The following is a 13,263-nucleotide window of genomic DNA, read 5'->3' on the forward strand; positions in this document are numbered from 1 at the left end:
GAGTTTTTTCCGCCAGAAACCTCAAAAAAAATGTGTCCCACAAACGGGTAGTTTCCGGACAGAAAAAAAACCACGAATGTGGTTTTTTGATAGAGAAAAATAGATCAGCTTCCGCTTATCCCCTCACGAAAAACGGAATCAACTCTCTGAACGCGTTTTTTTAGCGTCCACTCGTCAATCATATCCGCCCAATCCTGCAACATCGCCCGACGCTGATCGCGGTATTCAGCCTTGTTGTAAACGGCGCGTACGCCCTTCTGCTCGTGTGCAAGGCACTTCTCAATCCAGTCTGAGTTGTAACCCGCCTCATGCAGCAGCGTGCTTGCTGTGCGCCTCAAATCATGCGGTCCGAACTTACTCAGTGGCTGCCCTTCTTTTTGCGCAAGCCGATAGGTCAGCGTCAGCACCTGATTGATCGTCGCGGTGCTCATTGGCAAATCAGAATCGTACCGGGAGGGAAAGACGTAATCTGAACCACCGGCAAACGTCTTCAACGCAATGAAGAAATCCAAAGCCTGCTGAGATAAGAACACCAAATGGGGGTTGCGGCGTTTCATCCGCTCTTTCGGAATAGTCCACAAGGCTTCGCTGAAATTGATCTCGTTCCAGGTGGCATTAGTCAGCTCACTTTTGCGCACCATGGTGAGCAACAGCAGCTTAGCGGCCGCCCTTACCGAGGACGCGGTGCCGATGCGGTCCAGGTACTGATACATCAACGCGATTTCGTCAGGCCCTAAAGCGCGGTCACGTGGCTCGAATTTAGCGATGCTTGCAGGACGTACCCAATCAGCCGGGTTATCGACCTTCTGGCCGCGCTCAATCGCCCATCGGAACACCTGCATCACGATCTCGCGGGAGTGCACTGCCGTAGCTGGAGCTCCTCGCCCCACGATTGCATCAGTCAGCGTTCGCAAATCCTCATGATTGATTTCCACCAGTTTCTGATTACCGAAGTGCGGCTTTAGCTCGCGCTCGTAAACCGATCGGCGCATGTCACGGGTCGAGTCAGCCATCTGATACCCACGCAGCCATTTCTCAGCCCACGCATCAAACGTCTCTGCCCCTTTGGTGCGCGCCTTGGCACGGGCTTTCTCTTTGGCAGGTGACTTACCCGCCGAAACCATCTTTTTAGCTTCTCCCAGGCGCTCTCTGGCTTCAGCAAGTGTGATGCCACCCACACCATAGCGACCGAACGTGATGGTCTCCTGACGGCCGTTGATGGAGTAGTTGTAGCGAAATGAGATGGAACCGGCAGCAGTGACGGCCACGTACAGCCCGTCGCGGTCGTTCACTTTGTAGAGTTTTTCTTTCGATTTGAGGTTACGCAGCTTGGTATCGGTCAACATGGCAGTTATGGATTCCATGAAAAAAAATACCATGCTCAGAAAAGCACTCATGCACCACGGTAAAACCCAATGAAACCGGGCTGATGATGAGATTTGATACCATGCCCTACCTTACTAGGGCGACATGGTATCGAGCACCGAACATGGCATTTGGATCAGTCAATGCCCCGTACCATGCCATACAAACACGGTGCTTGGCGATGCACAAAGCTGCCAGAATTTGCCAGACCCAAAAAGCCAAAAGCCCACAATTACGCGGGCTTCAGGGCATTTCTTGCTAGATCGTGCCGGACAATGCCGGCCATCCAATCATTCCCACTCAATCGTCGCCGGCGGTTTGCTCGACACGTCGTACGTCACCCGCGAGATGCCGTCGATCTCGTTGATGATGCGCCCGCTCACTGTCTCAAGCAGCTCATAAGGCAGGTGCGCCCAACGGGCGGTCATGAAGTCGATGGTTTCCACTGCGCGCAGGGCCACGACCCAGGCGTAACGGCGGCCATCGCCCACCACGCCGACCGACTTGACCGGCTGGAACACCACGAACGCCTGGCTGACCTTGTGGTACCAGTCGGCTTTGCGCAGTTCTTCGATGAAGATGTGGTCGGCCTTGCGTAGCAGGTCGGCGTATTCCTTCTTCACTTCACCCAGGATACGCACGCCCAGGCCTGGGCCCGGGAAGGGGTGGCGGTAGACCATGTCGTAGGGCAGGCCGAGTTCCAGGCCGATCTTGCGCACTTCGTCCTTGAACAACTCGCGCAGCGGCTCGACCAGCTTGAGGTTCATTTCCTCGGGGAGGCCACCGACGTTGTGGTGCGACTTGATCACATGGGCCTTGCCGCTCTTGGCACCGGCCGACTCGATCACGTCGGGGTAGATGGTGCCTTGTGCCAGGAACTTGATGTTGGAGAGCTTGCTGGCTTCTGCATCGAACACATCGATGAAGGTGCGGCCGATGATCTTGCGCTTTTTCTCCGGGTCTGGCTCGCCGGCGAGGTTGTCGAGGAACTGCGCCTCGGCGTTGGCGCGGATGACCTTCACACCCATGTTTTCAGCGAACATGGCCATGACCTGCTCACCTTCGTGCAGGCGCAGCAGGCCGTTGTCGACGAATACGCAGGTGAGGCGATCGCCAATGGCGCGGTGCAGCAGTGCGGCAACCACCGACGAATCCACGCCACCGGAGAGACCCAGCAACACGTTGGCGTCACCGACCTGGGCACGCACCTGGGCGATGGCGTCGTCGACGATCTTGGACGGGGTCCACAGGGCGTCGCACTGGCAGATGTCGAGCACGAAGCGCGACAGGATGCGGCCACCCTGCTTGGTGTGGGTAACTTCGGGGTGGAACTGCACGCCGTAGTAGCCGCGGGCATCGTCGGCCATGCCAGCGATCGGGCAGCTTGGGGTGCTGGCCAGCACGTGGAAGCCGGAAGGGATCGCGGTGACCTTGTCGCCGTGGCTCATCCAAACGTCCAGGCCAAACACGCCGTCGTCGTCCAGGTGGTCTTCGATGCCGTCGAGCAGGCGGCTTTTGCCCACTACGTCGACACGGGCGTAACCGAACTCACGCAGCTCGGAGCCCTCTACCTTGCCGCCCAGTTGCTCGGCCATGGTCTGCATGCCGTAGCAGATGCCCAGCACCGGGACGTTGAGGTCCCAGACGGCCTTCGGCGCGCGCGGGCTGTCGGCCATGTGCACCGACTCCGGGCCGCCGGCCAGGATGATGCCGCGTGGCGCGAACTCGCGGATCGCCTCATCGCTCATGTCGAAGGGGTGCAGTTCGCAGTACACACCGATCTCGCGCACGCGGCGTGCGATCAGCTGGGTGTACTGGGAGCCGAAGTCGAGGATCAGGATCCGGTGGGCGTGAATATCAACGGCCATGGTAGCTCTCGGAATGGGCTGGAAGTTGCGAGCTGCAAGCTTCGAGCTGCAAGTGATGGTGAGGCCGCAGTGAGCGGCGAACCCCAAGCTGCCGTTAAAGGCCTGCAGCTTGAGGCTTGTAGCTTGACGCTGGGATCAGCCGACGCGGTAGTTCGGCGCTTCCTTGGTGATCTGCACGTCGTGAACGTGAGATTCGGCCATGCCGGCACCGGTGATGCGGACGAACTCAGGCTTGGTGCGCATCTGTTCGATGTTGGCGCTGCCGGTGTAGCCCATCGACGAACGCAGGCCGCCCATCAACTGGTGAATGATCGCCGACAAGCCGCCCTTGTAGGCCACACGACCTTCGATACCCTCTGGCACCAGCTTCTCGGCGCCGGCCGAGGAGTCCTGGAAGTAACGGTCTGACGAGCCCTGGGCCTGGGACATGGCGCCCAGCGAACCCATGCCGCGATAGGACTTGTACGAGCGGCCCTGGAACAGTTCGATTTCACCCGGGGCCTCTTCGGTACCGGCGAACATCGAACCCATCATCACCGCATAAGCGCCCGCCACGATGGCCTTGGACAGGTCACCAGAGAAACGGATGCCACCGTCGGCAATCAGCGGAACGCCGGTGCCTTCGAGTGCAGCGGCCACGTTGGCAACGGCGCTGATCTGTGGCACGCCGACGCCAGCGACGATGCGAGTGGTGCAGATCGAGCCTGGGCCGATACCGACCTTGACGGCGTCAGCGCCCGCTTCGACCAGGGCCTTGGCCGCTTCGCCGGTAGCGATGTTGCCGCCGATCACCTGCACTTGCGGGTAATGCTCCTTGACCCAACGCACGCGGTCGATCACGCCCTTGGAGTGGCCGTGGGCGGTGTCGACCACCACCACGTCGACGCCAGCAGCGACCAATGCGGCTACGCGCTCGCCGGTGTCTTTGCCGGTGCCGACGGCCGCGCCAACGCGCAGGCGGCCCTGGTCATCCTTGCTGGCCAATGGGTAGGCCTTGGCCTTTTCGATGTCCTTGACGGTCATCATGCCTTTGAGCTGGAACGCCTCGTCGACGATCAGCACTTTTTCCAGGCGATGCTTGTGCAGCAACTCACGGACTTCGTCCTTGCCTGCGCCTTCCCGTACTGTGACCAGCCGCTCGCGCGGGGTCATCACTTCACGAACAGGGATGTCGAGGCGAGTTTCGAAGCGCACGTCACGGGAGGTGACGATGCCGACCAGGTCGCCGTTATGCAGCACCGGAACCCCGGAGATGTTGTGCTGGCGGGTCAGGTCGAACAGGTCGCGCACGGTGGCGTCGGCCTCGATGGTGATCGGGTCTTTGACAACACCGGCTTCGAATTTCTTGACCTTGCGGACCTCGGCGGCCTGCTGGTCGATGGTCATGTTCTTGTGGATGATGCCGATGCCGCCTTCCTGAGCCATCGCAATGGCCAGGCGGGATTCGGTCACGGTGTCCATCGCAGCGGAAACGAGCGGGATGTTCAGTTCGATGCCGCGGGTCAAACGGGTCTTGAGGCTGACCTCGTTAGGCAGGACGTCGGAATAACCGGGCACTAACAGAATGTCGTCGAAGGTCAGGGCTTCTTGGCTGATACGCAGCATCGCGGGGGCTCCCGTGCGGGAAAAAAGGAAGCGCGGCATTATACCGATGAACGCGCCGCCACTCAACGCGGGAATGGCCCTTTAACGCTTGGCGTTCACCTGCCGCACGGCAAAGCCTAGCTGATCTGAAAAGGCAGCGATGAAGGCATCGGTGAAGCCGGCTGCCTGCCAGCCATTGAAGATGAACCCCAAGTTGGAAAAACCGCAAGGCTCAAGGAAGAGGAAGCCGTTGATGTCGTCCTCGAAACCACACAGCGGGCAGGTAAAGTTGTCTGTGTGGCCGGGGTACCACTCGTCCAGGCTCTCGAACAGCGGCTCACCCACCTCGCGCCGGCAATGGGGGCAGCCGGCCTCTTCGTTGAAGCCGTCCCCCGGCGTATAAATGCAGCGCTTGGTGATGATCTGCAGGCCATTGATCGGCTCGTCGAATGGCAGCCGCTCAGGTGCCCGCGCGATGCGCCGGGCACCGGCAGCCGTGGCGTAGCCCATGCGGTTGCCGATGGCCCCACAGGTGGTCAGCTGGCTGTCGACCACATTCTTGTGCAGCAGCCAGCGCAGCATGCGCGAAGCCTGCGCCTCGTGGCCGGGGACGGTGGAGATGTTGGGAACGAGAATGCACTGGTTGGCCATGACTGCGCCGTGTCGAGCTCAAAGGCCACGATTCTACCATTTCGCCGGGCGCAGGCCGGGCGATTTTCTTTTATAGTGCCGGGCATGATGAACGATCCCTTTGCCAGGCTGGGCCTGGACCGCGAAGTCCTAACCGTCAGCCAGCTGAACAACCGCGCTCGGCTGTTGCTGGAGGATGTATTCGGCAGTATCTGGGTGGAAGGTGAAATATCCAACCTGGCCCGGCCGGCATCCGGCCATGTGTATTTCACCCTCAAGGATGGCAACGCCCAGGTTCGTTGCGCCCTGTTCCGGCAAAACGCCGCGCGGGTGCGCCAGGCACTGCGCGAGGGGCTGGCGGTGCGTGTACGCGGCAAGGTGTCGTTGTTCGAAGGCCGTGGCGACTACCAGCTGATTCTCGAGACCGTCGAGCCTGCCGGCGATGGCGCCCTGCGCCTGGCGTTCGAAGCCTTGAAAGACAAGCTCGCCAGCGAAGGGTTGTTCGCCACTGAAGCCAAGCGTGCTCTGCCGCGCCATCCCAAGCGCATCGGCATCGTAAGTTCGCCCAGCGGGGCGGTGATCCGCGACATCATCAGTGTGTTCCGCCGCCGCGCCCCGCAGGTCGCCCTGACACTGATCCCCACCGCCGTGCAGGGCCGCGAAGCCACTGCGCAGATCGTGCGAGCACTGAACCTTGCCGACCGCGCAGGTTTCGATGCAATCATCCTGGCCCGCGGCGGCGGCTCACTGGAAGACCTCTGGTGTTTCAACGAAGAGCCCGTCGCCCGGGCCGTGGCTGCCTGCCAAACGCCCATCGTCAGCGCGGTAGGGCATGAAACCGATGTTTCGATCAGCGATTTCGTGGCGGATGTGCGCGCGCCTACGCCATCGGCCGCTGCCGAACTGCTGGCGCCCGACAACAGTGACCTGCGCGTGCGCCTGGAGACCTTACAACGGCGCCTGCTGCTGCGCATGCGTGGCCGGTTGGCTCACGAGCGGTTGCGCACCGACGGCCTGGCCCGCCGCCTGCGCCACCCGGGCGAGCGCCTGCGCCAGCAGGCCCAGCGCCTCGATGACCTGGACATGCGCCTGCGCCGTGCCCACCAACGCACGCTACAGGCTCGCTCACAGCGCCTCGAGCAGCTTCAAGCTCGCCTGGCGGCCCAACATCCCGGGCGCGCCGTGGCGCAATTACGCCAGCGCCTCACTGCACTGGCGGCGCGCCTGCCAGGCGCCATGAAGGCGCAGCTCAAGGCCCGCCGGCTACTGTTGCAGGGCCAGGTGCAAACGCTGCATGTGGTGAGCCCTTTGGCGACGCTGGGCCGTGGCTACAGCATCTTGCTGGACGACCGCGGTCGAGCAATCCGCACGGCTGCGCAGGCTCAGCCAGGCCAGCGCCTGAGTGCGCGCCTGGGCGACGGTGAACTGAGCGTACGCGTAGAGGACAATCACCTGGCCCCGATCACCCTGCCCCTGCTGGATTGACTTCACATGCGCTCGCTCTTCATCGCCTTGTTATGCCTTGCCGCCTGGCCTGCCCTGGCTGACAGTTACCTGGCCCGCAAACTCGACCACCCGGTTCCGGGCGGGGTGGCCGTGCTCGACCTGGGCCAGGCCGCCAACCCGCCACAAGCGTTCTACGACGGCAAGCCGGTGCTTGTGGTGCGCGAACAGGCCAACTGGCGCGCCATCGTCGGCTTGCCCTTGTCGGTCAAACCGGGCGCGCAGTCTATACAGGTACGCGAAGGCGCAGCGCAACGTACCCAGCGTTTCGAGGTAGGCAGCAAGCGCTACCCCGAACAGCGCATCACCTTGAAGAACCAACGGCAGGTGAACCCTAACCCCGCGGACCTTGCACGTATCGATAAAGAGTTGGCCGAGCAGACTCGCGCCTACCGCAGCTTCAGCGCCAACACCCCAAGCAACCTGCTGCTCGACAAACCCGTCGATGGTCGGCTTTCCAGCCGTTTCGGCGTGCGGCGGTTTTTCAACGGGGAAGAACGCAACCCGCATGCAGGCCTGGACTTCGCCGTGCCGGCAGGCACTCCAATCAAGACGCCAGCGGCAGGCAAGGTGATCCTGATCGGCGACTATTTTTTCAACGGCAACACCGTGTTCGTCGACCATGGGCAGGGTTTCATCAGCATGTTCTGCCACATGTCCAAGATCGATGTGAAGAATGGCCAGGTGCTGGCGCGGGGAGCAGTGGTGGGCCGGGTTGGCTCCACGGGCAGGGCCACCGGGCCGCACATGCACTGGAACGTTAGCCTCAATGATGCCCGCGTCGACCCTGCTATCTTCATTGGAGCGTTCGAGCCCTAGCCTTGCGCACGGGGTGCGGGCTGGGCAATTGTCAGGAAGCCTGGGCCTGCGCCGCAGCATAATTCGCTACGGGTGCTGAATAATTAGCTTTTGTTACCAATTTTTCCAAGCTGCTTGCGATCTTCCCGCGCAGTGGTTAGGGTTTGAGCCATGAAAAACGCTAACAATCACATTCTGCTCCGCCAGCACCTCAGCCTGTGCCTGGTCAGCTATCGACTATCGGCCTGAGCCCTGCCCCAGCGTTCACCTAACTCGATTCAAGGGCGCGCCGCATGATCAAGCGGCTGCCCGTATAAGGAACAGCCTCATGACCATGCTCAAAGACCCTTCCCGCAAGTATCGCGCGTTCCCCACCATTGACCTGCCCGATCGCACCTGGCCGTCCAAGGCCATCACCGAGGCGCCGATCTGGTGCAGCTCCGACCTGCGTGATGGCAACCAGTCGCTGATCGAGCCGATGGATTCTGAGAAGAAGCTGCGCTTCTGGAAGACCTTGGTCGGGGTTGGTGTCAAGGAGATCGAAGCAGCTTTCCCTAGCGCTTCGCAGACCGATTTCGACTTCGTGCGCACGCTGATCGAAGAGGGCCACATCCCGAGCGACACCACCATTCAGGTGCTCACCCAGGCCCGCGAAGACCTGATCGCACGCACCTTCGAATCGCTCAAGGGTGCGAAAAAAGCCATCGTGCACCTGTACAACGCGACCTGCCCGTCGTTCCGCCGGATCGTATTCAATCAGGACAAGGAAGGCGTCAAGGCCATTGCCGTCAACGCCGCCAAGCTGTTCGTCAAATATGCTGCGCAGCAGCCCGACACCGAGTGGACCTTCCAGTACTCGCCCGAGACCTTCAGCGCGACGGAGCTGGAGTTCGCCAAGGAAGTCTGCGATGCGGTCATCGAAGTGTGGAACCCAACGCCTGCCCACAAGATCATCCTCAACCTGCCGGCCACCGTGGAAGTCGCCACGCCCAACGTCTATGCCGACCAGATCGAATGGTTCTGCCGCCACATCAACCGCCGCGACAGCGTGATCATTAGCCTGCACACCCACAATGACCGTGGCACCGGGGTAGCGGCCACCGAGCTGGGGCTGATGGCTGGCGCCGATCGCGTCGAAGGCTGCTTGTTCGGCAACGGTGAGCGCACGGGCAATGTCGACCTGGTCACCTGCGCCCTGAACCTCTACACCCAGGGCATTGACCCGCAGTTGGACTTCTCCGACATCGATGGCGTGCGCAAGGTGGTCGAAGAGTGCAACCAATTGCCGGTGCATCCACGCCACCCCTACGTGGGCGACCTGGTGCACACTGCCTTCTCCGGCTCGCACCAGGATGCGATCCGCAAGGGTTTCACCCAGCAGAAGGACGACGCACTGTGGGAGGTGCCTTACCTGCCCATCGACCCAGCCGACATTGGCCGCAGCTACGAGGCGGTGATCCGCGTCAACAGCCAGTCGGGCAAAGGGGGGATCACCTACCTGCTCGAACAGGAATACGGCATCAGCCTGCCGCGCCGCATGCAGATCGAATTCAGCCAGGTAGTGCAACGTGAGACCGACCGCCTGGGCCTGGAGATGAGCGGCAAGCAGATCTACGCCCTGCTCAACAAGGAATACCTGCAGGCCAACCTTCCTTATGCGCTGGTCAGCCACCGCCTTACCGAAGAGAACAGCAACAGCACGGTGAATGTCGAGGTCAGCAGCGAAGGCGAAACCCTGCACTGGAAAGGCAAAGGCAATGGTGCGCTGGAGGCGCTGGTGGCCAGCCTGCCGATCAATGTCGAGATCATGGACTACAGCGAGCACGCCATCGGTGCAGGTACCCATGCCAAGGCCGCAGCCTACATCGAACTGCGTGTAGCCGGCGAGCGGCCCCTGCACGGGGTGGGGATCGACGAAAACATCACCACGGCCAGCTTCAAGGCGCTGTTCAGTGCCCTGAACCGTGCATTGAGCGGCAAGGAAGCAAAAGCAGCTTGATGAACCCGCAGCAAGCACAGCCGCCGAATGGCACCGGTGCTTGCTGCGACTCACCTGATGCCAGCCATTTCGAAAGCGTCGGCGTCAAGGTAGGCAGGAAATTTCTCTCGATACGCCGCCAGCGCCTGCGCACTGAGCGTAACGTTGAATACCCCATCGGCATCCCCTGCGCACACCAGCGTCTCACCCTGAAAATCCAGCACCTGGCTGTCGCCGGTATACGCATAGCCTTTGCCGTCGGTGCCCACGCGGTTCACCGCTGCGACATAACACAGGTTTTCGATCGCCCGTGCTGGAAGCAAGCGATTCCAGTGATGGCGCCGCGCGCCCGGCCAGTTGGCGGTATAGAGCAGTAGGTCGGTGCATTGGCTGTCGCGGCTCCATACCGGGAACCGCAGGTCGTAACAGATTAGCGGGCGAACCCGCCAGCCCTTGAGCTCGAACTGCGCCCGCGTGTCACCGGCGGTGTAATGCTTGTGCTCGCCGGCCATGCGGAACAGGTGGCGTTTATCGTAGTGAAGCACCTGGCCATCGGGCTGGGCCCAGAGCAAACGGTTGCGGTGGCTGCCGTCTGCCGCCTGAATGATCAGGCTACCGGTGACGACCGCCTCGAGGCTGGCAGCCTTGCGACGCAGCCAGTCCGTAGTCGGCCCCTCCTCCGCTTCACAGAGGCTTGCGGAGTCCATGGAAAAGCCGGTGGTGAACATCTCTGGCAACACAATTAGGTCGGCACCCCGTGCCTCTTCGAGCAGTGAGTCGAACTGCACCAAATTAGCGGCTCGGTCATGCCAAGCCAGGGTCGTTTGCACCAGCGCCAGCTTGAGGTCGGGCTGCTCCGTCAGATTGCGCATAGTCGTGCCGCTGCGTCGCGCAGCGTCTCCTCACGTTTGGCGAAACACAGGCGCACCATCCGCCAGTTGGGGTCCGGTTGCTGGCAGAACACCGATACCGGGATGCAGGCCACGCCGTGTTCGCGGGTAAGCCACAATGACATCTCCACATCGCTCAGGTCCGGGCGAATATCGGCATAGTCAACCAGCTGAAAATACGTCCCCGGTGCTGGGGTAAAGCCGAACTGAGACTCGCCCAATAAACGGCAGAACAGGTCGCGCTTGGCCTGATAGAACGCCGGCAGCTCATCCAGGTGCTCGGGGTGTGCAGCCATAAAGCCGGCCAACGCCCATTGCAGCGGGGTCACAGCGCAGAAGCTGACGAACTGGTGCACTTTGCGCAGCTCGCGGGTGAGCACCGCAGGCGCGATCACATAACCGGTCTTCCAGCCTGTAACGTGGTAGGTCTTGCCGAACGAGCTGACCACGAAGGCCCGCGCGTAGAGTGCCGGGCAGGCCAGCACACTGGCATGCGCCACCCCGTCGTAAACCAGATGCTCATACACCTCATCGCTGATCACATAGATGTCGCGGTGGGCAATCAACTCGGCCAGGCGGTTCAGGTCCGCCATGCTCAGCAGCGCCCCGCTGGGGTTGTGCGGGCTGTTGAGCATGATCACCCGTGTACGTGGGCCAATGGCATCGTGTAGCCGTTGCCAGTCGATACCGAAGGCAGGCGCCTGGAGCGGTACGTGAACACAGCAGCCGCCAGCGAGCTGCACCGAAGGCTCGTAACTGTCATAGGTGGGGTTGAAGACGATCACCTCGTCGCCCGGGCGCACCAATGCCTGGATCGCACAGAAGATGGCCTGGGTCGCCCCCGGGGTGATGGTCACTTCATGCTCGGCGCTTACCTGCGCGCCGTAGAAGCGTTGCACCTTCAGGGCAACCTGCTCGCGCAAGGCAGGCAGGCCTGCCATCGGTGGGTACTGATTGTGGCCGGTGGCAACGTGATGGGCGACGGCGTCACGCAGGGCCTGCGGCCCATCGAAATCAGGGAAGCCCTGTGAAAGGTTGATCGCCCCCGTTTCGGCGGCGAGCTGCGACATCGTGGTGAAAATGGTAGTGCCCAGGTTCGGCAACTTGCTGTCGATCATGGTCTGGCGCCCGGAAACCAAAGGCTTCCGAGCTTACCGTGGCCTTCAGCGTTTGTCCCTGCGCTTTTTCTCGGCCTTCTTGTGGTGCGACATCAGGCGGCGCTTCTTGTTGACCTGCCGGTCGGTCAGGGTGTTCTTCTTGCCCTCGAACGGGTTGTCACCGCCCTTGAACTCGATGCGGATCGGCGTACCGACCAGCTTGAGCACGCGCCGATAGGTGTTCTCCAGGTAACGCACGTAGGAGTTGGGCACTTTTTCGGTCTGGTTGCCGTGGATCACGATCAGTGGCGGGTTGGCCCCGCCCAGGTGGGCGTAGCGGAGCTTGATGCGCCGGCCATTGACCAGGGGCGGCGCATGGTCGCTGATGGCATCCTCGAGGATCTGCGTCAGGCGGCTCGTGGGCCAGCGGGTAACCGCCGACTTGAAGGAGGCCTGCACCGAACCGTACAGGTGACCCACACCGGTGCCATGCAGCGCTGAAATGAAGTGGATATCGGCGAAATCAACGAAGAATAACCGGCGTTCCAGCTCGGTCTTAACGTAATCACGCTCACCGGGGGCCATGCCGTCCCATTTGTTGAGCGCAATCACGATCGCCCGGCCGGCTTCCAGCGCGAAGCCCAGCAGGTTCAGGTCATGGTCGACGACCCCTTCACGGGCATCCATCACGAAGATCACCACGTTGGCGTCTTTGATGGCCTGCAGCGTCTTGACCACCGAGAACTTCTCGACCTCTTCGTGGATCTTGCCGCGCTTGCGCACCCCGGCGGTGTCGATGAAGGTGTATTTCTCGCCATCGCGCTCGAACGGAATGTAGATACTGTCGCGAGTGGTGCCTGGCTCGTCATAGGCGATCACCCGCTCTTCGCCGAGCATCCGGTTGACCAAGGTGGATTTACCCACGTTGGGCCGCCCGATGATCGCGATCTTGATGCCGTCCTTTTCGCTAGGGCCTGGAATGCGCGCCGCTTCTTCGCCTTCCGCCACTTCGATGACCGGCTCTTCGGGGTCGCGCGGGAATTCGCCCAACGCGGCCTCGAGCAGGTTGTTGATGCCGCGACCATGCGCAGCGGCCACCGGGATCGCATCGCCCATCCCCATTGGGGAGAATTCGGCGCGTGCGGCGTCGGGGTCGAAGTTGTCGATCTTGTTGGCGACCAGCAACGAACGCTTGTTTCGTTTGCGCAGGTGCTCGGCGATCATCTGGTCGGCAGCGGTGAAGCCTGCGCGAGCATCGACCAGGAACAGCACCACATCGGCTTCTTCAATGGCGAGCAGCGATTGCTCGGCCATTTTCTCGTCCATGCCTTCTTCGTCACCGGAAATCCCGCCGGTGTCGATGACGATATAGGAACGCCCCTGCCAGTGCGCCTCGCCGTACTGGCGGTCGCGGGTCAGGCCCGAGAGGTCGCCGACGATAGCGTCGCGGCTCTTGGTCAGGCGGTTGAACATCGTGGACTTGCCCACGTTGGGGCGGCCCACCAGGGCGATTACGGGAACCATGCGGCTCTCCACTTCGAATTTCTGAA

At 61.6% G+C, this 13,263-nt stretch carries 10 protein-coding genes; 3 read left to right on the top strand and 7 right to left on the bottom strand.

Going from position 1 to position 13,263, the window contains the following annotated elements; translation table 11 throughout:
• Window positions 1-104: 104 nt before the first annotated feature.
• The 4 genes from F474_RS16140 to F474_RS16155 form a co-directional block, all read right to left on the bottom strand.
• Window positions 105-1,346 carry a site-specific integrase gene (locus F474_RS16140; protein WP_097086178.1) on the bottom strand — a complete coding sequence of 414 codons (1,242 nt, stop codon included), beginning with the start codon at window positions 1,344-1,346 and terminating at the stop codon, window positions 105-107.
• Between the two features lie 309 nt (window positions 1,347-1,655).
• On the bottom strand, window positions 1,656-3,233 hold the full coding sequence (gene guaA, locus F474_RS16145) for a glutamine-hydrolyzing GMP synthase (protein ID WP_097085887.1): 1,578 nt from the start codon (window positions 3,231-3,233) through the stop codon (window positions 1,656-1,658).
• Window positions 3,234-3,368: 135 nt separating this feature from the next.
• Entirely contained in the window at window positions 3,369-4,838 is a 1,470-nt protein-coding gene (guaB, locus tag F474_RS16150) for an IMP dehydrogenase (RefSeq protein WP_097085885.1), read from the bottom strand.
• Window positions 4,839-4,919: 81 nt separating this feature from the next.
• A complete protein-coding gene (locus tag F474_RS16155) occupies window positions 4,920-5,468 on the bottom strand; it encodes a sugar ABC transporter ATPase (protein WP_097085883.1) in 549 nt (182 codons plus the stop codon).
• 84 nt (window positions 5,469-5,552) lie between these two features.
• On the opposite strand from F474_RS16155, the gene xseA reads away from it, so the two are divergent.
• The 3 genes from xseA (at window position 5,553) to leuA (ending at window position 9,747) form a co-directional block, all read left to right on the top strand.
• Complete coding sequence (gene xseA / locus F474_RS16160) at window positions 5,553-6,932, top strand: exodeoxyribonuclease VII large subunit (protein WP_097085882.1); 1,380 nt, start codon at window positions 5,553-5,555, stop codon at window positions 6,930-6,932.
• 6 nt (window positions 6,933-6,938) lie between these two features.
• Window positions 6,939-7,769, top strand: a complete 831-nt coding sequence (locus F474_RS16165) for a peptidoglycan DD-metalloendopeptidase family protein (protein WP_097085880.1) — start codon at window positions 6,939-6,941, stop codon at window positions 7,767-7,769.
• A 307-nt stretch (window positions 7,770-8,076) separates the two neighbouring features.
• Complete coding sequence (leuA, locus tag F474_RS16170) at window positions 8,077-9,747, top strand: 2-isopropylmalate synthase (protein WP_097085878.1); 1,671 nt, start codon at window positions 8,077-8,079, stop codon at window positions 9,745-9,747.
• A gap of 50 nt (window positions 9,748-9,797) precedes the next feature.
• Here leuA and F474_RS16175 read toward each other — a convergent pair whose 3' ends face one another.
• Genes F474_RS16175 through der form a run of 3 tightly spaced genes read right to left on the bottom strand, consistent with a single transcriptional unit; the run spans window position 9,798 to window position 13,237 of the window.
• The gene (locus tag F474_RS16175; RefSeq protein WP_097085876.1) at window positions 9,798-10,598 is read right to left on the bottom strand and encodes an amidohydrolase; all 801 of its coding nucleotides are present in this window, start codon (window positions 10,596-10,598) and stop codon (window positions 9,798-9,800) included.
• On the bottom strand, window positions 10,586-11,734 hold the full coding sequence (locus F474_RS16180; protein ID WP_097085874.1) for a pyridoxal phosphate-dependent aminotransferase: 1,149 nt from the start codon (window positions 11,732-11,734) through the stop codon (window positions 10,586-10,588). The genes F474_RS16175 and F474_RS16180 overlap by 13 nt, the downstream gene beginning before the upstream one ends.
• 45 nt (window positions 11,735-11,779) lie before the next feature.
• On the bottom strand, window positions 11,780-13,237 hold the full coding sequence (der, locus tag F474_RS16185; RefSeq protein WP_097086176.1) for a ribosome biogenesis GTPase Der: 1,458 nt from the start codon (window positions 13,235-13,237) through the stop codon (window positions 11,780-11,782).
• Window positions 13,238-13,263 lie beyond the last annotated feature (26 nt).

Origin of the sequence: Pseudomonas sp. URIL14HWK12:I12, from assembly GCF_003097135.1 — a bacterium.
Taxonomy (GTDB): Bacteria; Pseudomonadota; Gammaproteobacteria; order Pseudomonadales; family Pseudomonadaceae; genus Aquipseudomonas.

Excerpts from the sequence above, each read along its gene's own strand:
- guaA (WP_097085887.1), bottom strand. The coding sequence starts at position 3,233 with ATGGCCGTTGATATTCACGCCCACCGGATCCTGATCCTCGACTTCGGC.
- leuA (WP_097085878.1), top strand. The coding sequence starts at position 8,077 with ATGACCATGCTCAAAGACCCTTCCCGCAAGTATCGCGCGTTCCCCACC.
- F474_RS16140 (WP_097086178.1), bottom strand. The coding sequence starts at position 1,346 with ATGTTGACCGATACCAAGCTGCGTAACCTCAAATCGAAAGAAAAACTC.
- F474_RS16175 (WP_097085876.1), bottom strand. The coding sequence starts at position 10,598 with ATGCGCAATCTGACGGAGCAGCCCGACCTCAAGCTGGCGCTGGTGCAA.
- F474_RS16155 (WP_097085883.1), bottom strand. The coding sequence starts at position 5,468 with ATGGCCAACCAGTGCATTCTCGTTCCCAACATCTCCACCGTCCCCGGC.
- guaB (WP_097085885.1), bottom strand. The coding sequence starts at position 4,838 with ATGCTGCGTATCAGCCAAGAAGCCCTGACCTTCGACGACATTCTGTTA.
- der (WP_097086176.1), bottom strand. The coding sequence starts at position 13,237 with ATGGTTCCCGTAATCGCCCTGGTGGGCCGCCCCAACGTGGGCAAGTCC.
- F474_RS16180 (WP_097085874.1), bottom strand. The coding sequence starts at position 11,734 with ATGATCGACAGCAAGTTGCCGAACCTGGGCACTACCATTTTCACCACG.
- F474_RS16165 (WP_097085880.1), top strand. The coding sequence starts at position 6,939 with ATGCGCTCGCTCTTCATCGCCTTGTTATGCCTTGCCGCCTGGCCTGCC.
- xseA (WP_097085882.1), top strand. The coding sequence starts at position 5,553 with ATGATGAACGATCCCTTTGCCAGGCTGGGCCTGGACCGCGAAGTCCTA.